A 22,093-nucleotide genomic window follows, 5' to 3' on the forward strand; every position below is an offset into this window, starting at 1 on the left:
ATCGGAGCCGAGCCACCTCGGGAGCCGAGCCCGCCCCAGCGAGGACGTAGATTGCCCCACCAGTGCACAAACTGCGGTCGAACGTTCCCCGACGGGTCGAAGGAGATGCTCACGGGCTGTCCGAACTGCGGGAGCAACAAGTTCCAGTTCAGGCCGAAGGGGAGCGTCGACGAGGGGGCCGGCGGTCCCGCGCCCGAAGGAGTCGGCGACGGCGAGGAGGACGGCGCGCAGGCGGCGGCTCGCAGCGAGATGGTCAGCCCGTCGGAACTGCCCAGCACGGCTGGCGATTCCGACGCCGCCGACGCGTCCGCCGGGTCGAGCGCCGCCGGTTCGTCGGCCGCCTCCGAAGCGACGGACGACCCGGAGTCCGAGGAGGACGACCCGGACATCGCGGCACTGCGGGAGAAACTGAACGACCAGTTCGAGTCCATCCGCATCCTCAACCCCGGGCAGTACGAGCTGAACCTGATGGAGCTGTACGACCGCGAGGAGTACATCATCTCCCTGCGCGAGGACGGCCGGTACGTCATCGAGATGCCCGAGACCTGGGGCGCCGACGACGAGTGAGCCGGGGGGAGGCGAGGAACGAACCCCGGAACTCACGAGCGACGGACTCGACCCTCGCTCCTCGCTCGCAGTCTCGATCCACCGTTCTGATCCGGTCTCGTCCATCCAGCCATCTGTCTCCGACCGTCTCTCCAGCATCCATCCACAGCGAGCACGTCGCGCCAGCGGGCGTCGGCGTAGGTGCTCCGGCCGATCCCGACTGGTCTACATCGACCGGAGGGGACCGGCGCACGTCGACGGACACGGATTGAAGCCTTTATGCCGCGCCCGCGACCACCGTGTACCATGAGCAAGGCGACGAAGATCGTCCTCGGCGTTGTCGGCATCTCGGCGACCCTGTCGATCGGGCTCGTGTTCGTGCTCGCGTTCGCCTAGACCGTGTTCTCGCGACGCGATCTCGGGGACGACCCCCCGGACGGGCTCGCGACCGAACTCGCGGCGGTACGCGACGCGTACGCGCCGGACTGTCTCGTCCTCGACGCGGACAGGGATTTCGAGACGGTTCCGCCGGCCGCCGCGGAGGATCTCGGGCTCCTGGTCGACGCGCTCGACCCGGCGAGCTACCCGGCCGAGTGGCTCCCCGACGACGCGCCGCAGGCCCTCCGGCGGTACGCCGGCGGCGACTTCACCGTCGGGATGCCCGGCGACGGCACGGTCGTCCGGACCCGCCAGACCGTCCCGCCGACCGTCATCGTGAAGAAGCGCGCCGAGGGGACGCCCGAGCCCTTCCGCTCGTTCCTCGTCGCGGAGGCGTTCGTCGAACTGTCGGCGGACGTCCCCGAGCACTTCCTCCCGTTCTTCGGCGAGCGGTACCGCGACCTCGACGCGGCGGTCCCGCTCGGCCCGGGCGAGGTGTACCAGCTCGCCGCGGCGCTGTTCGACGCCTGGGTCGGACTCCACACCCGCCCGGAGTTCGTCTCGTGGGGCGGGGGTGGAGACGAGGACGATAGGGACGGGGGCGACAGGGACGGGAGCGACACGGAATGGAACGACCCCCCGGATGAACGAAACCGATACCCGGAACTCCACGCGGCGTGGGTCGACGCGGGCGAGCGGTTGACCGGTCGGCTCGACGGCCTGCCGGGCGAGGTCGCGAGGGGCGAGCTGTCGTTCCCGGCGGCGACGGAGTACGCCTGCTCGACGGTGAAACACGACCTCGACCTGCCGGCGCCGTTCGCCGCGCTCGACACCGCCGCCTACCGGACCCACGGCGCAGACTACGCGGTGAAGTGGGCGGAGAAGACGTTCGAGAAACTCGCCTGACCGCGAGGACACCCCGACTTATCGTAGTTCGACCGACTCCGACCCGCCCTCCTCGAGGTCGATGACGCCGTCGAAGAGGTTGCGGAACCGGTCCAGCGTCTCCTCGTCGTGGACCTCCTTCGAGAGGTGGAACAGTCCGACCGCGTCGTGTTCGACCAGCAGGTCGAGGATGGCCGCGGCCGCCTCGTACACCCCGTCCACGTCGGCGTAGTACGCCATCTCGGTGAGCGAGTCGACGCTGACGCGGCGCTTGCCGGCCGTGCTCGCCAGGAACGACTCGACCTGCATGACGACCCCTTCGAGATCGTCGGGCGAGGAGACGTAGTGGAAGTGGTCGGAGGAGCGTCGGGAGTAGCCGCGCTCGACCGAGATGGTGTCGAGGATATCCGCACGCGACTCGTCGACGTCGTAGTGTTCGAGCTTCTGTTCGACCTCGCGGGCGGTGGTTCGGGTCGAGACGACCAGGAAACGGTCGGTGTCGGTCTTCAGGAAGTCGGTGTCGATGCGGTCCGTCTCGCCGATGCTGGGGTGGAGGAGCAGCAGGCCGGTGCCCCCCGGGATCGTGGTCTCCTCGTCCCCGATGGCGAGCGTGTAATCCATGTCGGAACGTCCGCCTACCCGGACTTAATTCTGCGGGGACTCCGTGGACTCCGGGGACGGCGGGCGACGTGCGTTCACGCACCCGACACGTAGGGATCGGAAACGAGTCGATCAGAACACCGAGTCCGCGGTCGCGGCTCCCACCACGGAGAACACGGCGCCGACGCTGACCGCTTTCAGGGTGACGAGCGCCTGGGCGAGCGTCCCGTCGCCGTACGTCTCCGCGAGGAACGTCTCGGGCGCGTCGAACGCGAGCGCGAGGATGAGCACCGAAAGGTACGAGACCGCGATGAGCGAGACGAACCGGACCGGCACCCCGGCGATCTCCGTCTCCCGGTCCGGGTCGCGGTCGGCGTCGGCCTTGTACAGCGCGCCGTAGCCGATGCCGAACACGATGACCACCGTCGCGACCGCCTGGTACCACGCCATGCTGGCGGCGAGGGTCCACACCTCCTCGGTGACCACGAACGGCCCCGCGAGCAGGAAGCCGCCGACGACCTGCTGGGCGGTGTCGGCGAGCTTGAACCGGCGGTTCCGTCCGACCATGAACCTACGTGCCGACGACGGGATAAAAACGTCCCGAGGCCTCGTCGGAGTGCATCGACGCCGTCTCGGGATTCGACCGCGGCAATCCTCGGGACGGAGGACAGTGTTAAACGCCGACCAGTGTTACGGCCCCCATGCACTCGGATGGCACTTCGCACCCCTGCGCGGGGGTGCGACGGTAGATGCGGGTCGTCGCGAAGTTCGGGGGGACTTCTCTCGGCTCCGGTGACAGGGTCGCGCGGGCTGCGGACTCCATCGCGAAGGCGGTGGAGTCGGGACACGAGATCGCGGTGGTCGCCTCGGCGATGGGGTCGACGACGGACGAACTGCTCGACGAGATCGAGTTCGAGGTCGACGACGCCGACCGTGCCGAGATCGTCTCGATGGGCGAGCGCACGTCGGTCCGGATGCTGAAGGCGGCGCTCACCGCCCGCGGCGTCGACGCGACGTTCCTCGAACCGGGTAGCGAGGACTGGCCGGTCATCACCAACGAGGTCGGCGAACTCGACGCCGAGGCGACGCGCGAGCGCGCGGCGAAGCTCGCGGCCGACCTCGAGAACACGGTCCCCGTCATCACCGGGTTCCTGGCACAGACGCTCGCCGGCGACGTGACGACGCTCGGCCGGGGCGGGTCGGACACGACCGCGGTGATGCTCGGGAAGTTCATGGACGCCGACGAGGTCGTCATCGTCACCGACGTGGAGGGCGTGATGACCGGCGATCCCCGCGTGGTGGAGGGGGCGCGCAACGTCGCGCGCATCACGGTGGACGAACTGCGGAACCTCTCGTTCCGCGGCGCGGAGGTCGTCGCGCCCTCGGCGCTCGTCTACAAGGACGAGGACCTCGACGTCCGCGTCGTCCACTACCAGCACGGCGACCTGCTCGCGGGCGGCACCCGCATCGAGGGGACCTTCGAGAACCTCATCGACATGCGCGAGGAGTCGCTCGCGTGTATCACCGTCGCGGGCCGCGCGATCCGGAACCGGCCGGGCATCCTCGCGGACCTCTCGGTCGCGCTCCGGGACGAGGACATCAACATCGACGCGGTCGCCTCGGGGATGGACTCGATCACCTTCTACGTCGACACCGGCATCGCCGAGAAGGCGCAGGCGACCCTCCACGACGAGGTCGTCGGCGACGAGTCGCTCTCCTCGGTCACCGTCGAGGGGGAGTTCGCGGTCGTCCGCGTGATGGGCGGGGAACTGCCGAACCGGCCCGGCGTCATCTCGGACATCGTCGGCCCCATCGCGGCGGCCAACATGACCGTCCACGACATCATCACCTCGGCCACGTCGGTCGCGCTGTTCGTAGACTGGAGCGACCGCGAGGACGTCCTCGAGATCGTGCAGGGCGAGTTCTAGCCCCGACAGCTCCGCCCTCGAACCGTTCGAACCTCACTCGAACTTCGAAGCCGACCCGGACTTTCGAACGTCACTCGGCTCGCCGCGCCGACCGCTGTAACTCCCGTTCGCGGTCCGTCTCGACGGCGAGCTCCGGCACCGGCCGGACGTGCTCGTCGGCGTCGATGGCGACGAACGTCAGGTGCGAGGACGCCGTCCCGCGCTTGCCGGCGCAAAACTGCTTCACGAACAGGTCGGGAACCCACGCGGCGGTGTTCATGTCGTGGATCCGTCAGCGTTCGTCGCCCGTGTTGCGCTTCAGGTCGAGGAACGGCGGGAAGTCGAGGTGTCACGCCTCCAGATACGCGCAAGCCGCGCCCCGGCGCTTTCCGGAGCGGTTGATGGCGCCCGTCACGTCGTTCGAGATCTTGCGGAAGGGGGCGGTCCCGGTGGACTCGACGCTCGTTGACTGCCTGTTTAGCGGTTCGGCGATCCGCCCATCGGTCATTAGGGAGCGCCGAGCGACTCAACCAGCGCGCGGAACTCATCGCCATCCAGAATCGGGGACGAACCGGCCCACGCCGCGTAGTGGACGCCGTCCTCGACCCAGAACGCCTCCCAGGCGCCGTTCTGCTCGGTCAGCGCGGCGTAGTGGACGGTCGTCCCGCGCAGGTCGACCGCCCGACGCGTCCCCGCAGACTGCTCGGACGGCTCCGGCGGGATCGAGGGCGCCAGTGGGCTGTCCGGTGTTGCCGCAGCCAGCCAGAGGTGGTCGCTCCCGTTCTCACGGTGCCGGAAGACGCACTCGACCGCGTCGCCCTCGGGGAACGCGACTGCCGAGTCGAGGCGGAACCCATCATCCGACGGGACCAGCGGACGGACGGGCGGATCGCCGGCCAGCGCCCTGGGGGAGAGGGGGCGGCTCGCCTCGTAGGGTCGGACGGGCGAGTGGTCCCACAGGCCGTGGGGGACGGCGACCGGTCGGCACCGGTACCGGACCCAGTAGCTCAACTGGTGGAACGGAACGTCGTGCACGACCCGGGCCGCGTCCGGCGCCGCGCGGGTCAACCCGTCCATCACGCCCCGCACCTCCTCGTCGTCGAAGCCGCCGTCGAGGACGGAGAGTTCGACCTGCGTCCGGTCGCGCTGGACGCAGGCGCCCCGCCGGTCCTCGTAGTCGGTTCCCAGCCAGCCGACGGTGTCGCCGCACGCGAACGGCGTCGGCTCTGGCGTGCGCCAGAGCGGCGCGACGCTCGCGGCGGGGGGCGCCCAGTCGTACAGGAACTGCTTGAGCCGGAACCGCCGATCCTCACCCCCGACGACGACGCGGACGCTGCACGGGTTTCCATCGCTGTGGGGCGTCTGTCCGATGTCCGCGGCGGAAACGTCGCCGGGGCGGCCGGGCGGCTGTTCGGGGCGCAGCGAGACGGCCGTCACGCGGCAGTCGTCCGGGAGCCACCCGGGTTCGAAGACGACGAAGTTCACCTCCTCCTGGGCGTCGGCGAGCGTCGTCTCGCGCGGCGGCGCGGCGTCGGCAGGGTCGGCGAGCCGCGCGGAGGGGTCGGCGGTTCGCCAGACAGTCATCGTGGCCTCCGGCAGTGTGGGCGTTTCAGGTGGAACGACGGTTGGAGGGGGTGTCGGTGAGTGCTGTCCGAACGGGGGTCCTCGTCGGTCGGCATACGACGATCGTCGGAAGTCGCGAGCAAAAGGGTTCGCTGAAGCTATTTCCTGTACGCTAGATGGTAGTTCCGACCGACCCTCGCGTCGCGGTCGCCGATATCCATCGACAGGTGTCCCTCGCCGTGCCGACCAGTCCATCGCCGTCCGGAGGTGTCGAACGATGTCCACTACGTCTCGTGGGGTATCTAAGGCGCGGCCCGGCCGAGGGCGACCATGCGCAACTACAAGGCGAAGATGGTCGAGCCCATCACCCTCCCCTCCCGCGAGCGCCGCGACGCGGTCCTCGAGGAGGCCGGCTACAACGCGTTCAACGTCGCCGCCGAGGACGTGTACATCGACCTGCTGACCGACAGCGGCACCGGGACGATGAGCGACGCCCAGTGGGCCGCGCTGATGCGCGGCGACGAGTCGTACGCCGGCAGCCGGTCGTTCGCACACCTCGAGGAGGCGGTGTCGGACGTGATGGGGTTTCCGAACGTCGTCCCCTGCCACCAGGGCCGGGGCGCCGAGAACGTCCTCTACGGCTGCCTGGTCGAGGAGGGCGACGTCGTGCTCAACAACGCGCACTTCGACACGACCCGCGCGCACGTCGCGAACCTCGGCGGTGAACCGGTGGACTGCCCGGTCGAGGGCGCCCGCGACCCCGACATCGCGGGCGACTTCAAGGGCGACTTCTCGCTCGACCGCGCCCGCGCCGCGGTCGACGAGGTCGGCCACGAGAACGTCCCCGTCGTGGTGCTCACGATCACGAACAACTCCACCGCCGGCCAGCCGGTGAGCGTCGCGAACACCCGCGAGGTCGCCGAGTTCGCCCGCGAGATCGGGGCGACGTTCGTGATCGACGCCTGTCGGTTCGCCGAGAACGCCGAGTTCGTCCGGCGCCGCGAGGCCGAGTTCGCCGACGCCTCCGTCGCGGACATCGCCCGCGAACAGCTCTCGTACGCGGACGCGCTGGTCATGAGCGGGAAGAAGGAGGGGCTGTCGAACGTCGGCGGGTTCGTCGCGGTCGCCGAGGAACCCGGCGGCGAGGCGGCCGCCCAGCTGTTCGAGCGCGCCAAGCAGCGCGGCATCCTCTACGAGGGGTTCCCGACCTACGGCGGGATGGCCGGCCGGGACATCGAAGCGATGGCGGTCGGTCTCCGCGAGGTCGTCGAACCGCCGTACCCCGAGGCGCGCATCGACCAGGTGGCGACCTTCGGCGACCTGCTCTCCGAGGCCGGACTGCCGGTCTACCGCCCCGTCGGCGGCCACGCGGTGTACCTCGACGCCGGCGACCTGTTCCCGAACGTCGCCCCCGACGAGTACCCCGGCCAGGCGCTCGTCTGCGAACTGTACCGCGAGGGGGGCGTCCGCGGCGTCGAACTCGGCAGCTTCGCGTTCCCGGGGGTCGACCGGCCGGAGCTCGTCCGACTCGCGCTCCCCCGCCGGACGTACGCCCGCGAGCACCTGGAGCACGTCGCCGACGCCGGCGCCGCGCTCCTCGACCGGCGCCGGGAGGTCCGGGGCCTCGAAGTCGTCTCCGAGCCGCCCGTCCCCGAACTTCGGCACTTCTCGGCCGAACTGCGGCCCGTGGAGTAGGCGGACGTCGCCGAACCCCGCATCCCGCCGCGACGGTTCTACCGCCCGTCGTACAGTCGACTTCCGATCCGCTTCGGCAGCCCCGCCGCTTCCACGGCCTCCGCGACCGCGTCGACGTCGTACTCCACGCGCCGCTCCTCGACCGTCAGGTCGTCGAGGTCGAGTACGGCGTAGGCGGCCCGCGGGTCGCCGTCCCGCGGCTGGCCGACGCTCCCGGGGTTCATCACGACGCCCTCTGCGAACCGCTCGTACGCCTGGACGTGCGTGTGACCGAGCACGAGGACGTCCGGGTCGTCCCCGCCGGGCGCGCCGGCGGCCGCCAGCAGCTCCGGGTCGAACTCCTCGGGGTAGGTGTAGTGGTCCCGGCGTTCGGGGTGGCCGTGGACGACGGCGACCCGGCCGTCCGCCACGGTCATTCCCTCCGGGAGGTCGTCGAGCCAGTCGAGCGCCTCCGCGTCGAGTTCGCGGTGGGCGTACTCCACGCCGGCCCGGCCCATCGAGTTGAACCCCGACGCGGACCCGGCGACGACGGCGCGGTCGTGGTTCCCCTTCACCGTCGGCACGTCGCGCTCCCGAAGTTCCGCGACGCACTCGGCCGGCCAGGGGTTGTAACCGACGACGTCGCCGGCGCACACCAGCCCGTCGACCGAGGGCATGTCGTCGAGGACGGCCTCGAGTGCGACCCGGTTGCCGTGCACGTCCGAGATGACGCCCAGCTTCATGCCCCCCGTTTCGGGTCCGGGGCAGTTAGCGGTGGTCCCCGGTGCCGACCGCGGCCGTCGGCGGATGGTATCCCCCTTCCGGGTGAGGTGCATCATATAGGACATCAGATAAATTGTTCGGGCGGTGAAGATCGACCTGGTGGGCCGGAAAACACCGTCTCGCGGGGCCGCAATGGGGTAGTATCGGATAATATATGTTTTTCTCCCTCCGTGGCGTATGCATACGAGGTGAACAACAGTGAGTTCGCAAACCTACCAATCCCCCGGAATCGCGATGCGGTCCCCCACGCTCTGGGGCGGAGCCGCCGCGGGCGGGCTCGTCGCGGGCGTCGGGATGGGCCTGCTGATGCACTTCCTGATGAACGCGATGCCCCTCGTCGGGGCGCTCTACGGACAGCCGACCGTCGCGGCCGGGTGGTTCGCCCACCTGTTCCACAGCGTGGTCTTCGCCCTGCTCTTCGCCGGCGTGATCACGAGCACGTCGTTCCGTGAGTACGGAGTCCTGCGGATCACCGGCCTGGGCGCCGCCTACGGTATCGTCCTGGAGCTCGTCGCAGCCGGTATCGTCCTCCCCGTCTGGGCGAACGCGGTCGGCGCTGCGGCGCTTCCGGTCCCGTTCCTGCTCCCGATCGGGTTCCTCACGCACCTCGTCTACGGCGTGCTCCTCGGGGCAATCTTCGGGGTCGTGCTGACCCGGGAGCGGTCGAGAACTGCGACCCGCGACCGGTCCGAACGGCCCGCGGCGTGACGGTGCGGCCCGCGGCGAACGGCGACCGACAGGTCGTCGAACGCTCGGCCGGCGAAACCATCGATTTTCCACGCTGCTCGCTCGAGTGACGACCCCGCCTCCGTCGCGGCCGGTTCGAGGGCGATTTCGAACGGGACCGTACCGGCGACTACCCCAATCGTCGGGTTTCCAGCGTCGAGCGTGGTCCCCGTCGCCCGCGTGACCGCTCACTCGTCGCTGTTCTCGATTCCGAACCCCGTACTGTCGTCGCCGACGTGGACGCCCGCGGCGCAGACGGCGTGCTCGTAGTCGAGCCCGTACGCCGTCCGTGCGGCCGCGACCGCCGTGTTCGGTTCGAACTCGAACGGTCGGGGCTCGTCCTCCTCGTAGGTCGCCACGAGGTGCGGTTCGTCCACCTCGCGGACGAGCAGTGCGTCGCGTCGCACGATGCCCACGTAACCCGCGTTGCCGTCGACGACACCGGCGACCCGGGGCGTGTCGTAGTCGTCCTTCTCGTAGTCGAGCGCGAGCAGCGCCTCGGCGAGCGCGTCCCGCGCCGGGTAGCCCCGGTCGTACTTCTCCGCGATCGGGTCGACGTGCGAGCCGTTGCCGAGGACGGCCGCCCGGCGACGGTCGCCGCCCGCGATCCGGACGCAGTTGTACGAGACGTAGGGGTTGTCCGTCGGTTCGGCGTCGTCGGTCGGACCGACTGTGAGCGTCTCGTCGCCGCGGCGGACGATCTCGCGGTTCGGGAACGAGCGGGAGGAGACGCGGTAGGCGCCGACCTTCGGGCCGACGACGACGAAGCGGCCGATGTACATGCACGGAGCTGCGCATTCTCGGCGCAAATAGGTGGCGGTGTGTGCACGTTCGACCGGGTCGGCTTCGGTTCGCCGTTCGACCGCCTCCCGTTCCGGACGGCGAAAGGCGAGTTCGCGACGACGCTCGGGCAGTCCCACCCCCTTCCGGAAACGCCGTTACCCTCGGGGACCGTCCCCGGACGCGCCGCCGTCCTCGGAAAGCGATAGGGTTTAGTTATCGAACGCTCTTCTCCCGTACGCAGTCCCATGGGGTAGTGGCCAATCCTGTTGCCTTCTGGGGGCAACGACGAAGGTTCGAATCCTTCTGGGACTACTCCTCCGACGTTCGAACCCTTCAGCCACAGGTGTATCCCGAGCGTGAGCCGCGCTTCGGCTGGAGTGCCGCGCGTCCCCGGCGTGGCCACGTTCCGTGTCCCTGCACGCGGTTTTCGGGCGAATCCCGACGATTACTCGCTGGTGCGAGCGCGATGAACGGGCGCGCGCGAGACCCCGAGCGATCACTGGTTCGAGCGACGTCGAGGTGCCGTCAAAGAAACCCGAATCCCGTCAACTAATTAAGAACACGTCCCGGTTCCGGGTGCTACGGGCGTAGAACGACCGAATACGGCTATATAAGCCACCATATTGATGCGTCATCCTCCCGTAGCAAGAGGAATGCAACCATGGCCGAAACGACCACCCACACCACCGAGATGACTCGAGAGGAGACGGCCAACTATCTACGGTCGATCGCCGACGAACTGGGTTCGGGAAGCGGGAGCGTTCGGGTGCCGGTCGGGAACAAGGCGGTACACCTGTCGCCCTCCGACAGCATCGAGTCGGAGGCGACGGTGACCGAACGCTCCCGAAAACTCCGTAAGGACACCGAGGAGATGGTGCTCAAGTTCAAGTGGAACCCGGTCGAGGACACCGCCGAATCCAACTACGGCTCGGAATCCAGCCAGGGTGAAGAGTCCGGACGGGAGTCGGAGTCCCGATCGGAGTCGGAATTCGGACAGGATTCGGAGTCTGGGATGGGAACCGACGACGACACGGACCGATGATAGCGAGTCTCGGCGGGGTGGTCAACGGTGCGCTTCTGCAGGCCGAGGTCAGTTCGGAGGGGATCGTCAGCGCCGTCTTCATCTTCCTCGTCAGCCTCCTCGTCGGGGCGGCGGCGATCCACCTCGGGGCACAGCTGCTGGTCGACCGCGACACCGGCTTCCGTCGGGCCACCGTGACGGCGCTGATCGGGGCGATCGTGTACACCCTCGTGGGGCTGTTCCTCGGGTGGATTCCCCTCCTCGGCCCGCTTCTCATGCTCGTGGCGTGGATCGCCGTCATCAACTGGCAGTACCCCGGCGGCTGGGGGACGGCGATCGGGATCGGGCTCGTCGCCTGGATCGTCGCCGTTCTCATCCTCTTCGGGCTCTCCCAGCTCGGCATCGTCACGCCCGACGCGCTGGGCGTCCCGGGCTCGTAGCTCCCCTCGCTTCTCCACTCTGTATTCGAGAACTCGTCAGGAGACTCCAGGCGGTCGCTTCCTGCCCGTTGATTCGGGGGAACGGTAGGGGTGGGATTCGAACCACACGGGGCTAGCGGGTTCCCACCAGCCTCCACCTCGTTCGGACGGGTGGTGCTCTTGCCAGCGAGCTACCCTACCACGCTGTGCACCTGGTCCTCCGGGGGGGACACGATTAGTAACTCCCCGGTTAACCCCGTTTCATCCCCGTCTCCGGATCACGACGGGGCCTCAGAACAGCATGACCGCGTAGGCGAGCGAGGAGAACACCATCAGCCCGACGAGCACGATGGCGAGCACTTGCTGTCGATCCATACGCGGCCTTGACGTGCTCCACGTATAACCGCTGTGCCCTACGACTCGGGCGCGTACCACGCGAGAACCACGCCCAGCAGGCCGAGCACGCCAGCGACCGCGAACGCGGCCCCGTATCCCGTGGCGCCGATGAGGGCGCCGGCCGCGATGGGTGACAGGAACGCCCCGGCCAGCCCGACGCTCGTGAGGAACGCGACCGCGGTGGCGGCCACAGCGGGTTCGACCAGCTCGCGCACGTAGGCGAACACGAGCCCGAGACAGAGCTGGATGGCGAACCCGGCCACGAGGAGCGCCGCCACGACCACTGGGACCGTCCGGAGGGCGGTGAACCCGGCGACGATCGGCGTCGACACGAGGAACGCGAGCAGGACGACCGGCCTGCGTCGTCCGTCGAACAGCCTGTCCGACAGGAGGCCGCCGGTCACCCGCGAGAGGATCCCGACTGCGGGGAACAGCGCGGCGAGCACGCCGCTGACCGCGAGCGACAGTCGCAGCTCCTCCGTCAGGTACGACGGCGCCCAGCTGTTCATGAACAGGTACACCGCGTAGGCGAGGAACCCGAGCCCGCAGACGATCCAGACCCGCCGGTTCGTGACGACGGCGCCGAGGTCGGACAAGGTCGGCGTCGGCGTGTCGACGGCCCGCCCGCGTCCCCGGCTCGTCGGCCAGAACAGCGTCAGCCCGACGAGCGCGCTCGCGGCGAACGCGGGGAAGACGGCCGGCCAGCCGAGCGCGTCGGCGATGATCGGACCGACCCCCTGTCCGACGGCGAAGCCCAGCGGGCCGCTCGCGGTGAACGTCCCCACCGCCGTCGCCTGGCGGTCCGCCGGGAACGACCGGCCGACCACGTCGATGCCGGCGTTCCAGACGACGACGTAGGCGACGCCGCCGAGCACCCGCGAGGCGAGCAACGAGGGGTACGAGCCGTCGGCGCCCGCCTGCCATCCCCAGACGCCGGCGACGAGGAGCAGTCCGACCGCCGCGGCGATCGCCCGCCGGGAGTCCGTCCGGTCGAGGACGACGCCGACGGGGAGGCTCGCGACCACGGCCGTCCCGAACGTCACGCTGACGAGGAGGCCGGCCGCGGACGGCCCGACGCCGAGCGATTCGCGGAGGAGCGGCGTGACGCTCGCCGGGACGAGTTCGTAGGCCCCGAGCGACACCGCGATGAGGCTCGCGCCGACGAGGAGGCCCCACGGAGCTCGATCCGCCGTCCCCGCCCCGTCGGCGCTCGTGCTCCCTGCCGATCCCTCGTGACTCGACACGACAGTGTGGCTCGCCAGCCCGTCGTATCAACCTTGGTGAGCGGGCAACCGTCCCCGATTCGACGGTTCCGGTTCCGAGCCGGCGTGTCCGAGGGGCTCAGACGATCCGGTTTACGTACGCCTCGTCCGCGGTTCGCCGGTCGTAGTTGGTGAGGAACAGCTCCACGAACCGCCCGACGAAGTTCCGGGACCGTCCGGCGACGTGGGGCGTGACGACGACTTCGTCCCGGTCCCAGAGCGGCGACGACTCGGGCAACGGCTCCGCCTCGAACACGTCCAGCCCCGCGCCGGCGAGTTCGCCCGCGTCGAGCGCCGCCAGCAGCGCCTCCGTGTCCACGACCGGGCCGCGGGCGACGTTGACGAGCAGGGCGGAGTCGGGGAGCGCGCTCAGCGCGTCATCGTCCACGAGACCGCGCGTCCCGTCCGTCAGCGGAACGGCGAGCACGAGCACGTCCGTCTCGGGAAGTACCTCGTGGAGGTCGTCGGCGGGCAGCACCCGGTCGTCGGGAAGCCGGCCGCCGTAGCTGTCCGGGTCGCGTTTGGTCCCGTAGACGGCCATGTCGAACCCGAGCGCGCGGCGGACGACCGACTCGCCGACGTCGCCGAGGCCGACGACGGTGAGCGTCCGTCCCTGGAGGTCGACGAGCGCGTCCCCCACGGCGCGGTCCCACCGGCGGTCACGCTGCTGGTCGAGACAGGCGGGAACGCCCCGTGCCAGCGCGAGGATCAGCGCGAACGCGTGGTCCGCGACCGGCGGACCGAAGTTCCCGACGGCGTTCGTGAAGACGATGTCGCGCTCCTCGAACGCCTCCAGGGGGAACGCCGCGTAGCCGGTGCTGGTCGCCTGCACCCACGTCCCCGGTTGGAGCCCGTCGAGGTACTCGTCGTCCCAGTTCGTCGGATTGATGACGAAGGCGTCCGCGTCCGGAAGTACCGCGAGCGCGTCGGCCCTCGTGTCGGCGTCGACGACCGAGAGGCCCGGCCGCGCTCCCTCGAGTTCCTCGGCGATCGGCTGATCGTGACGGACGACGACGACTGGCATGCGGGAGGATTCGACGCCGGGAGTAAACGCGTGTCGGGTCCCGAACTGAGGGGGTTCCGAGAATCGATCTCGCCTGTGGGCCGATGGCTACGGTAGGATACGTCACCTCTCCACCTCCGGACACTTGTTTCAACTGCAACACCTCCCCCGATCTCGTATAGCTCTCTCCACAGGAAACGAAGGGGTGTGTCCGACGTTCGTCAGTCGCGCGTCAGACGAATCTCGATACTGCGATTCGAACGTCCGATGACGCTACTTCTCCACGTCCAGCAGCGCGACTCGCTCGAGGACCACGTCGGGGAGTGTGCCCGCCGTCGCGGCCAGTTCCCGGTCGGTCACGTCGAAGAACTCCCTGACCAGTTCCTCGTCGTAGTTGCCGAGCGTCTCGCCCGGTTCAAGCAGGTCGCGAACTCCCCCCGCCGCATCCGCCTCGGCCCCCTCGTCGTCGCCGACGCACACCGCGACGACCGGCACCTCGCCCTCGGAGACGCCCATCGCGAGCGCCCGGTCGATCTGCCGGCGGCCGGCGGCGTACAGCATGATCTCGACGCCGCGGTCGCGGGCGACGTTCTCGCCGCGGTCGAACGCCCGGTCAGCGAGTTCCACCGCCCGTTCGAGGTGCGCTCGGTCGACGACGTACCCGGCGTCGAACGCTTGCACGGTCGTCCCGGTCGCCCGGGAAACCTCGTCCAGGTCTGCGAGGAAGTCGTCGAGGTCGTTGACTTGGGCGACCCCCTCGACGAGCCTCACGAGAAATCACCGAACGTGGCCTGTCCGTCCCCGTCCCCGTCGCCGTCCGCAGCGGCGGTCGCGGCCGCCGACGCGCTGGCGTCCTTTTGCACGCCGTCCATCGATGGGTCCTTCCGGCCGACGTTCTCCAGCACGCGCTCGGCGGTCTTGCGCCGCCCGCGGAGTGCGCCGAGCACGACGGACTTGTCCGCCTCCCGGAGGTCGGCGCGGGACTGAATTCCGGCCTCGTAGAGCCGCCGGGCGCGCTTGCGCCCGAGGCCGCGGACGCCCGCGAGGTCGAGCAGTTCCTCGCCGACGCCGTACTCCACGCGCTTTTTCGCCTCGCGGATGGCGACCGTGGAGTCGAGGCCGAGTTCGGTGCTGAGCTGTTCTGCGGCGCCGAGCAGCCACTCGGCGGTCTCGACCTTCCCGCGGATATCGCCCGGGCCGACGCCGTAGCGCTCCGTGATGTGGTCCTCGTCGAGTTCCGAGGCCCAGTCCTCGAGCAGCCGGGCGGTCTTGAGTGCGGAGAGCCACTCCTCGAAGGCGACGTCCTCGAACTCCGAGGGGGCGCCGCCGAGGAACTCGTTCTCGCGCTCGTAGAACTCCTCCCGGTACGTCTCCTTGTCGCCCGACTTGAGGTAGAGCTGGTACATGTCGGGGGTTCGCGAGACGAGGTGGTAGAGGCCGAGCGGCGTGATCTCCCCGCCCTCCTCCTCATCCGCTGCGGCGTCGGCGAGCTCCGACCCCGTGACGAACCCGGCCTCTTCGGGGGTGGCCGCGTCGTCCTCCCCCGCATCCGCCGCCTCCGCGTCGGGTCGCCGGCCGGCGGGGGATTTCCTGAGCGACGTCCGCCCGGCCTCGGCGGCCTCCAGCCCGTCGACGATCTCGGCCGCGCTCATCGGGTCGAGGTAGAGCCGCGAGACGGTGTGGCCGATGCTCGTCGCCGTCAGGGTCCCGCCCTCCCGGTCGAGGAAGTCGTTGACCTCCAGGTACTCCAGCACGCGGTCTGTCACCTCCGCCAGCCGCGCGTCGTCGTCGGTCTGGCTGGCGTACAGCGTCCGGTCGAGGAAGTCGAGCAGCCCCTCCCGCGAGGTGGCGAACCCGGAGGCGACCGTCGCGAGCACGTGCGTCCGGAGCGCGGGCTCGGCGGCCAGTTTGGAGCGCACCGGCTCCGGCTCGGCCCAGACGTACCGCTCGAACAGCTCGTCCATCGTGTCCCGGTCCTTCGCCAGCAGGACGGCCTCGCCGTAGGGGTCGAGCCCCGGCCGGCCGGCGCGTCCCATCATCTGGTGGACTTCCAGGGTGTCGAGCGGGGCCATCCCCCCGAACTCGCCGTCGTAGCGCTTCCAGTCACGGACGACCACCCTGCGGGCGGGGGTGTTGACCCCGGCGGCGAGCGTCGGCGTCGCGCAGATGCACTTGACGAGGCGGTCGCGGAACGCGTCCTCGACGAGCGAGCGGTGTTTCGAGGCGAGCCCGGCGTGGTGGAACGCGGCGCCCTTCCTGATACAGCGGGCCAGGTCCTCGCTCGTGTCCGTGTCGGAGACGTCGCGGATCTCCTCCGCGAGTTCGCGGAGGTCGGCCTTCTCGCCCCCGGTGATGCGGCGGCTCGTCACCTCCGCCATCCGCTTTGCCGCGCCCTCGGCGTTCCGGCGGGAGTTGACGAACACGAGCGAGGAGCCGCCCTGCCCCTCGACGCGCTCGTCCAGCGCGTCGGCCACGAGCGCCTCGGTCTGCTTCTCGCCCCGCTCGACGGGCACCTCGCGCTGGCTCCCGTCGTCGAAGTTGATGGCGTTGCCGTAGTGGACGCCCATCTTCAGGTCGATGGGGCGCCAGTCGGACTCGACGAGTTCGGCGTCGAGCCAGTCGGCCACCTCGTCGGCGTTGCCGACGGTCGCCGAGAGCGCGACGACCTGCAGGCCGGGGTTCACCCGGCGGAGCTTCGCCAGGGTGACCTCCAGGGTCGGGCCGCGGTGGGAGTCGTCCACGAGGTGGACCTCGTCGGCGACGACGCAGGTGAGGTCGTCGACCCACGCGGCGCCGTTGCGCACGAGCGAGTCGACCTTCTCGGAGGTGGCGACGATGATGTCCCGCGAGGCGAGCCACTCGCCGTCGGACTCGTAGTTCCCGGTGGAGACGCCGACGTCGATTCCGTACTCCTCCCAGCGTTCGAACTCGGTCTTCTTCTCGGAGGCGAGCGCGCGCAGCGGGACGATGTAGAGCGCCTTCCCGCCGTGCTGGACCGCCGACAGCATCGCCAGCTCAGCGATGAGGGTCTTGCCCGAGGCCGTCGGCACGGAGGCGACGACCGACCCCCCGTCGGCGACGCCGGCCTCCACCGCCGCGGCCTGGGGCGGGTAGAGCTCCGCGACCCCCTCCTCCTCCAGCGCCTCGGGGACGCCGGGCGGGAGGGTCGAGAGGTCGGATGGCTTCATTGGGTCCCCTAGCGCCGTTCCGTGGTTTAAACTGTCGGACCCGGGGTGGAAGTGATTATTCGGTGCTGTCGTTTCGGGTGGATTCGGTTTCTTCGTCGGTGCTGTCGGTTGTGGGACCGGGTGTGTGGCTACCGTAGTGCAGACCGCGAAAGCCCCCGCGGCTGTCGGCTCGGTGCGGCCGCTGCGCTCCTCGTCACTCGGCCTTCGGCCTCGTTCCTGCGGTGCTTGACGGTCCGCGCCGTCGCCCACAGCCACGGCCCCTTTCAGTCCCGCCCACCGTACCCGCACCACAGCCACAGCCTCCCCAACCGATTCACTCTCTGTGGCGCGCCACAGGGGCGCGCCGGCTCACTCATCCCTCGCGCGCGTCGCCTCGCCCCTCCGGGGCTCGCCGTCACGCGCGCCGACTGCAACCGCGTCGACGCCGGTCTTCCGGTCCAGCGTCGACCCCCTCACTTCCGGTGGAACGCGGACCGGCTGGCCGGTTTCACGACGTTCCATCCTCCTACCAGCGGGGTGGGAATCGAAGGGGCCGGTTTCTGGACGAAGCACGACGACGTAAGCACCGCAGGGAGTGAGGGCGAAGCCCGAACGACGGAGGAGCGCAGCGAGGCGCGCGAGTCCAGAAACCGGGGGCTTCGGGGCTGTTAGCAGTCGAAAACGCGAAACCGAACGCAACCGAAACGACGCCGACCGAGACGAACCCTCAGGCCAACGCGGAGAGGTCGAACTCGAAGGCGGCGACGGGGACCTCCATGTCGTGCTCGACCAGCACCTTGGGGTGTAGTTCCCCGATCACGCCGACCGACTCCCCGTCGATTACGATCTCCGCAACTCGACCCGAAATGAAGCTCGGATGATCGATCGCGGGGGTCGCCAGGTCGGCGTCGAAGTCGTCACACAGCGCCTGGAGGCGCGCCTTCGCGTCCTCGTAGGTCGCGTCCGTCCGGGCGACCGCGGCGGCGACGTGGTGGGCCTCGGCGACGCGCGTGTTCACCTCGTCGTCGCGGTGGGCGACGAAGCCGACCTCGGCGAGGTCCTGGGGGTACGACCGGTGAGTGTTGTTCTCCAGCACCTGCGCGAGCGAGGGGAGCGCCCAGGTCCGCAGTTGGGTGTAGTCCTCGCTGTACGGGGAGGTGATCTCGGCGCGCTCGCCGGCGCCGAAGGCGTCGTTCCCCTCCTCGATTCCCATGCGCTCGTAGTTCTCATTGGCGCTGGTCATGTGGAAGTTCAGCGTGTCCTGGAAGCCGAGGCCGATCAGGGTCGTCCGGACGGCGTCCTCCAGCCGCGAGCGCTCGTGGCGCCCGCCGATGGTGCCGATGTCGGGGTACTTCGGTTCGAGCGTGTTGAAGCCGTAGGCCCGGCCGACGTCGTCCACGAGGTCGAGCGGGTGGAGCACGTCGACGCGGTAGGGGGGGATCGTCACGTCGTAGGTCGTCTCCTCCTCTCCTAGGGTGTATGCGGCGTCCAGCCCCGAGCGCTCGAACAGGTCGACCACCTCCTCGCGCTCCAGCTCGATGCCGAGGATCGACTCGATGCGCTCGTGTGTGACGGACTTCTCGTCGGTCTCCAGGTCCGGGCGGATCAGCTCCGGCCCGTACTCGTCGGGGTGGGTCGCGCCGTCGTCGTAGACGACCTCGACCTCCTCGATCGTCCCGCCGCGCGCGGCGAGCGCGTAGCAGATGATGACGCACATCCGGTCGATGGTCCACTGGTCGGTGCCGGTGAGTTCGACGAACAGGTCCCGCGAGTCCGTGGAGACCTCCGTCCGGCGACCGTTGATGACCGGCGGGAACGAGAACAGGCCGAGTTCGTCGTAGATGGCGGGGTAGCGGTTGAGCCCCTCCACGAGGTCGGCGTACTTCCCGCCCGTCGGGTGCTCCGCCAGCACCTCGGCGGGCGTGAGCTCCTTGTCCGAATCGAGCGGGACGAAGCGGTCGCCGTCCGGGTCGACCCCGCGGTAGGTGATGGTGTTCGGCGTCCCGCTGAGCTGGGAAGCCGGACCACCCGTCGTGCCGGCCGTCTCGCCCTCCTGCCGGAGCACCTCCCCTTTCAGCATCGTGAGGTCGTGGATGCCGATGGCGCCCTTCGCCCGGTCGCGCCCCATCGTCGCGTGGAGCTTCTCCTGGAGCTGGATGAGCGAGTCGAGCGCCGACTCGTCGAGGTCCAGCCCTCGGACCACGGCACCCGTGACGAACGGTCGCTCGTCCGGGACGGACTCGTCCACCTCGATGGTCCAGTCCGGGTCGTTCGGGTCCGGGACGTGGACGCCGCGCGCGTCGCCGTACTGGTACCGGAGCGACCTGGCGACGCCCTCGACGGAGAGCCGGTCGAGCCGGTCCGGGCCGAACTCGAACTGAAGTTCGCCCTCGTCGGTCTCGCCCTCGAACTCCAGCCCGAGCGCGAACAGGTCCTCCTCGAACTCCTCGTCGCTCTTCTCCTCGTGGCCGGTCAGTTCGCGCAGTTCGTCCGTGTCGATGTCGACGACGGGCATCAGTAGGTCACCTCCGCGTTCCGCAGGAACTCGATGTCCGCGAGCGTGCCGTGGAGGTCGCGGATGTCCTCGGCGCCCGTGGTGAGCATCGCCAGCCGCTCCAGCGCGAGCCCCCAGGCCATCACGTCGCACTCCACGCCGAGCGGTTCGAGCACCTCGTCGCGGAAGATGCCGGAGTTACCGATCTCGATCACCTCGCCCGTCTCGGGGTGCCGCCCGAACAGCTCGAAGGACGGCTCGGTGTACGGGTTGTAGTGGGGCTTGAACTCGATGTCGGTGATGCCGAACTGGCGGTAGAACTCCTCGAAGGTACCCATCAGGTCGCGCACCGAGAGGTCCTCGGCCATCACCCACCCCTCGATCTGGAAGAACTCCAGCAGGTGGGTCGCGTCCAGCGTGTCGTTCCGGTACGCCTTCTCGAGCGAGAAGTAGCGTTTCGGCGGGTCGACGTTCTCTCCAGCGTACCCCGAGAGGTAGCGCATCGTCAGCGACGTGGTGTGGCCGCGTAGCGCGATGGCCCGCGCGAAGTCCTCGGACCACGGCGAGTGGTAGCCGTCGCCGTCCTCGCCGACGCCCTCGCGGTGGGTCGCCTCGACGCGCTCGACCAGCTGCTCGGGGAGCTCCCGGACCGGCGGCACGTCCAGCGCAAAGCGGTCCCAGTGGGTCCGCGCCGGGTGGTCCTGGGGCATGAACAGGCAGTCGTTGATCCAGAAGTCCGCGTCGGCGTGCGGGCCCTCCATCTCCTCGAAGCCCATCCCCACGAGCACGTCCTTCACGCGGTCCGCGACCCCGCGGAGCACGTGTTTGCGCCCGCCCTCGACGTCGGGCGCGTCGGCCTCGACGTTGTACTCGGAGAACTCGGCGTCGGTCCACTCGCCCGAGGTCAGCATCTCGGGCGTCAGGCGGTCGGCGGTCTCGGCGACCTCGACGCCCTCCATCAGGGCGGTGACGCCCTCGTCGGTGAGCGTCACCGAGCGGACGGTCCGTTCGGTCACCTCGACGAGCCCTCGGCGGTCGAGCTGGGAGAGCACGTCGTCGTCCGCGACGGGTTCGTCGGCCGCCAGCGCGGCGAGCGCGGCTGCCTCGGCGTCGGAATCGGGGTCGGCGTCCGGGTCGGCCGAGAGTTCGCCGGAGTCGATGGTTCCGTACCCCTTCCGGGCGAAGTTCGAGAGCGCGATGTCGACCTCGGGGCCTTCCAGCCCCGACGCGCCGATGACCTGGCCCATCTGTACGGGGTCCTCGTCGGCGTCCGCGTCGACGGCGGCCCGGTAGAGCCGGACCTCGGGGAGCCCGTCGTCGGCGTATCTCCGGCCCTCGTCGGTGATGGTCGCGGACTCCTCGGTCGCCTCCTCGACCGCGACGAGCCCGTCGTCCCGGAGGTCGAAGGCGGCGCGGGTGACTGTCTCCGGTTTCAGGTCCGTCTCCGCGGCGAGCTGTTCTACCGTCTTCGCGTCGGTCGCGCTGGCGGCCTGCAGGAGCGTGACCTCTGCCTCTGAGCGTGGCATCTTCTTGGCTTGGTGTGTGGCGTGTCGTCCGATAGGCGTTCCGTTAGTAGCTCGGGCGGCGGTAGAACGCCGCCCGACGATGAGCCGCCCGGGCGAGGGAGGGGACCCTCAGCCGAGCGCCGCGCCGAACGGGACGGTTTCGCGCCGCGGGCCCTCCCGGGTCCCGCTCGGGTCCGCCGCCCTCAGGCGCGGAAGAAGTCGAAGCCGAACCCGCCGGTGGTCGTCTCGGGGGCGATGCGGTCGGCGGCGGGTTCGGGCGCCATACCGCCGACTGTGACCCTCTCGAACAAAAGCGTTGCCGTGGGCGCGACTCGTCCTCGCTGGGCACCGGCCCGACGCCGTCGGCGTTTTTATCCTCTCACGTCGCCCACTCCACGTCATGCCCGCCGACGACACCCTAAAGAACGCCGCGATCGGCGCGGTGGCCTCCATCGTCCTGTTCTTCCTCCCGTTCTCGCCGGCGCTCGGCGGGGCGCTGGCCGGCTACCTCCAGGGCGGCGACACGGACGAGGGGCTCCGCGTCGGTGCGCTCTCGGGCGCTATCGCCGCCGTCCCGCTCGCGGTGCTCGCGGTGCTCGTCACCGCGGTGTTCGTCATCGCCGCGCCGGGTCGGGCGGCGCTGGCGTTCGTCGTGTTCTTCGTCGTCGTGCTGTTCGTCGCGTTGCTGTACGGCGTCGGCCTCGGCGCGCTCGGCGGCCTCCTCGGCGCGTACCTCAACGAGGAGTTCGACGGGTCGGCGCGGACCTCGCCCGAACCCGTCCACCGCAAGCCGGAGTCCGCCCGCGACGAGCGCGTCCCCGCCTCCGAACGCCCGGCGTTCGAGGGATCGCCCGCCGGCGTCGACGAGCGGGACGCCGCCGCCGGCGACGCGGACGTTCGCGGCCGCGACAGTCGGACCGACGACGGGTGGGACGCCGATCGTCGCTGACGCTCCGGATCCTTCGAACCCCCGAGAAACCC

Annotated in this window: 22 protein-coding genes, 2 tRNA genes and 1 pseudogene; 11 read left to right on the top strand and 14 right to left on the bottom strand. The window is 69.8% G+C overall.

The annotated features are described in order from the left end of the window. Positions 1 to 51: 51 nt before the first annotated feature. The 3 genes from HUG10_RS12230 (at position 52) to HUG10_RS12235 (ending at position 1,830) form a co-directional block, all read left to right on the top strand. A complete protein-coding gene (locus HUG10_RS12230) occupies positions 52 to 567 on the top strand; it encodes an OapC/ArvC family zinc-ribbon domain-containing protein (protein WP_179169844.1) in 516 nt (171 codons plus the stop codon). A 285-nt stretch (positions 568 to 852) separates the two neighbouring features. Continuing rightward, complete coding sequence (locus HUG10_RS22280; RefSeq protein WP_449272351.1) at positions 853 to 942, top strand: hypothetical protein; 90 nt, start codon at positions 853 to 855, stop codon at positions 940 to 942. Between the two features lie 3 nt (positions 943 to 945). Beyond that, complete coding sequence (locus tag HUG10_RS12235; RefSeq protein WP_179169845.1) at positions 946 to 1,830, top strand: DUF7089 family protein; 885 nt, start codon at positions 946 to 948, stop codon at positions 1,828 to 1,830. Positions 1,831 to 1,848: 18 nt separating this feature from the next. Here HUG10_RS12235 and HUG10_RS12240 read toward each other — a convergent pair whose 3' ends face one another. After that, a complete protein-coding gene (locus tag HUG10_RS12240) occupies positions 1,849 to 2,430 on the bottom strand; it encodes a DUF7090 family protein (protein WP_179169846.1) in 582 nt (193 codons plus the stop codon). 111 nt (positions 2,431 to 2,541) lie between these two features. Beyond that, complete coding sequence (locus tag HUG10_RS12245; RefSeq protein WP_179169847.1) at positions 2,542 to 2,976, bottom strand: DUF2391 family protein; 435 nt, start codon at positions 2,974 to 2,976, stop codon at positions 2,542 to 2,544. Positions 2,977 to 3,158: 182 nt separating this feature from the next. Between HUG10_RS12245 and HUG10_RS12250 the strand changes: the two genes are divergently transcribed. Next, a complete protein-coding gene (locus HUG10_RS12250) occupies positions 3,159 to 4,337 on the top strand; it encodes an aspartate kinase (protein ID WP_179169848.1) in 1,179 nt (392 codons plus the stop codon). A gap of 184 nt (positions 4,338 to 4,521) precedes the next feature. Here the strand turns inward: HUG10_RS12250 and HUG10_RS12260 are convergent. Both HUG10_RS12260 and HUG10_RS12265 read right to left on the bottom strand, forming a co-directional pair. Beyond that, a pseudogene (locus tag HUG10_RS12260) lies at positions 4,522 to 4,788 on the bottom strand (ribonucleoside-diphosphate reductase subunit alpha); the annotation flags it as partial. Positions 4,789 to 4,823: 35 nt separating this feature from the next. Next, positions 4,824 to 5,900 carry a hypothetical protein gene (locus HUG10_RS12265; RefSeq protein WP_179169849.1) on the bottom strand — a complete coding sequence of 359 codons (1,077 nt, stop codon included), beginning with the start codon at positions 5,898 to 5,900 and terminating at the stop codon, positions 4,824 to 4,826. 309 nt (positions 5,901 to 6,209) lie between these two features. On the opposite strand from HUG10_RS12265, the gene HUG10_RS12270 reads away from it, so the two are divergent. Next, the gene (locus HUG10_RS12270; protein WP_179169850.1) at positions 6,210 to 7,574 is read left to right on the top strand and encodes a tryptophanase; all 1,365 of its coding nucleotides are present in this window, start codon (positions 6,210 to 6,212) and stop codon (positions 7,572 to 7,574) included. A gap of 38 nt (positions 7,575 to 7,612) precedes the next feature. On the opposite strand, the gene HUG10_RS12275 is transcribed toward HUG10_RS12270, so the two are convergent. Further along, a complete protein-coding gene (locus HUG10_RS12275; protein ID WP_179169851.1) occupies positions 7,613 to 8,296 on the bottom strand; it encodes a metallophosphoesterase family protein in 684 nt (227 codons plus the stop codon). A 238-nt stretch (positions 8,297 to 8,534) separates the two neighbouring features. Between HUG10_RS12275 and HUG10_RS12280 the strand changes: the two genes are divergently transcribed. Then, entirely contained in the window at positions 8,535 to 9,044 is a 510-nt protein-coding gene (locus HUG10_RS12280) for a hypothetical protein (protein WP_179169852.1), read from the top strand. A gap of 206 nt (positions 9,045 to 9,250) precedes the next feature. On the opposite strand, the gene HUG10_RS12285 is transcribed toward HUG10_RS12280, so the two are convergent. After that, positions 9,251 to 9,844: an IMP cyclohydrolase gene (locus tag HUG10_RS12285; RefSeq protein ID WP_179169853.1), complete on the bottom strand. Its 594-nt coding sequence runs from the start codon at positions 9,842 to 9,844 to the stop codon at positions 9,251 to 9,253. A 39-nt stretch (positions 9,845 to 9,883) separates the two neighbouring features. Between HUG10_RS12285 and HUG10_RS12290 the strand changes: the two genes are divergently transcribed. From HUG10_RS12290 to HUG10_RS12305, 4 genes are all read left to right on the top strand, one after another. Then, positions 9,884 to 10,051, top strand: coding sequence for a hypothetical protein (locus tag HUG10_RS12290; RefSeq protein ID WP_179169854.1), 168 nt, complete (start codon positions 9,884 to 9,886; stop codon positions 10,049 to 10,051). A 33-nt stretch (positions 10,052 to 10,084) separates the two neighbouring features. Further along, positions 10,085 to 10,157: transfer RNA gene (locus HUG10_RS12295), tRNA-Gln, on the top strand. A gap of 349 nt (positions 10,158 to 10,506) precedes the next feature. Then, positions 10,507 to 10,887: an amphi-Trp domain-containing protein gene (locus tag HUG10_RS12300; protein ID WP_179169855.1), complete on the top strand. Its 381-nt coding sequence runs from the start codon at positions 10,507 to 10,509 to the stop codon at positions 10,885 to 10,887. Continuing rightward, positions 10,884 to 11,306: a hypothetical protein gene (locus tag HUG10_RS12305; protein WP_246310135.1), complete on the top strand. Its 423-nt coding sequence runs from the start codon at positions 10,884 to 10,886 to the stop codon at positions 11,304 to 11,306. Before HUG10_RS12300 ends, HUG10_RS12305 begins: the two co-directional genes overlap by 4 nt. Positions 11,307 to 11,388: 82 nt before the next feature. On the opposite strand, the gene HUG10_RS12310 is transcribed toward HUG10_RS12305, so the two are convergent. The 8 genes from HUG10_RS12310 to pheS all read right to left on the bottom strand — a co-directional run bounded on the left by HUG10_RS12310 (position 11,389) and on the right by pheS (position 21,133). Continuing rightward, positions 11,389 to 11,486: transfer RNA gene (locus HUG10_RS12310), tRNA-Gly, on the bottom strand. Between the two features lie 212 nt (positions 11,487 to 11,698). Then, a complete protein-coding gene (locus HUG10_RS12315) occupies positions 11,699 to 12,925 on the bottom strand; it encodes an MFS transporter (protein ID WP_179169856.1) in 1,227 nt (408 codons plus the stop codon). Positions 12,926 to 13,022: 97 nt separating this feature from the next. Further along, positions 13,023 to 13,967 carry a D-2-hydroxyacid dehydrogenase gene (locus tag HUG10_RS12320; protein WP_179169857.1) on the bottom strand — a complete coding sequence of 315 codons (945 nt, stop codon included), beginning with the start codon at positions 13,965 to 13,967 and terminating at the stop codon, positions 13,023 to 13,025. Positions 13,968 to 14,219: 252 nt separating this feature from the next. Then, entirely contained in the window at positions 14,220 to 14,717 is a 498-nt protein-coding gene (gene cgi121 / locus HUG10_RS12325) for a KEOPS complex subunit Cgi121 (RefSeq protein WP_179169858.1), read from the bottom strand. Beyond that, complete coding sequence (locus tag HUG10_RS12330) at positions 14,714 to 17,134, bottom strand: ATP-dependent DNA helicase (protein WP_179169859.1); 2,421 nt, start codon at positions 17,132 to 17,134, stop codon at positions 14,714 to 14,716. The genes cgi121 and HUG10_RS12330 overlap by 4 nt, the downstream gene beginning before the upstream one ends. A 348-nt stretch (positions 17,135 to 17,482) precedes the next feature. Continuing rightward, positions 17,483 to 17,635 carry a hypothetical protein gene (locus HUG10_RS12335; RefSeq protein WP_179169860.1) on the bottom strand — a complete coding sequence of 51 codons (153 nt, stop codon included), beginning with the start codon at positions 17,633 to 17,635 and terminating at the stop codon, positions 17,483 to 17,485. A gap of 205 nt (positions 17,636 to 17,840) precedes the next feature. Next, positions 17,841 to 19,628 (bottom strand): phenylalanine--tRNA ligase subunit beta, encoded by a 1,788-nt coding sequence (gene pheT / locus HUG10_RS12340; protein WP_179169861.1) that lies wholly within the window; start codon positions 19,626 to 19,628, stop codon positions 17,841 to 17,843. Next, the gene (gene pheS / locus HUG10_RS12345) at positions 19,628 to 21,133 is read right to left on the bottom strand and encodes a phenylalanine--tRNA ligase subunit alpha (RefSeq protein ID WP_179169862.1); all 1,506 of its coding nucleotides are present in this window, start codon (positions 21,131 to 21,133) and stop codon (positions 19,628 to 19,630) included. The genes pheT and pheS overlap by 1 nt, the downstream gene beginning before the upstream one ends. A gap of 379 nt (positions 21,134 to 21,512) precedes the next feature. Between pheS and HUG10_RS21800 the strand changes: the two genes are divergently transcribed. Next, on the top strand, positions 21,513 to 22,061 hold the full coding sequence (locus HUG10_RS21800) for a DUF5518 domain-containing protein (protein ID WP_246310136.1): 549 nt from the start codon (positions 21,513 to 21,515) through the stop codon (positions 22,059 to 22,061). Positions 22,062 to 22,093 lie beyond the last annotated feature (32 nt).

It is taken from the genome of Halorarum halophilum (assembly GCF_013401515.1).
Taxonomy (GTDB): domain Archaea; phylum Halobacteriota; class Halobacteria; order Halobacteriales; family Haloferacaceae; genus Halorarum; species Halorarum halophilum.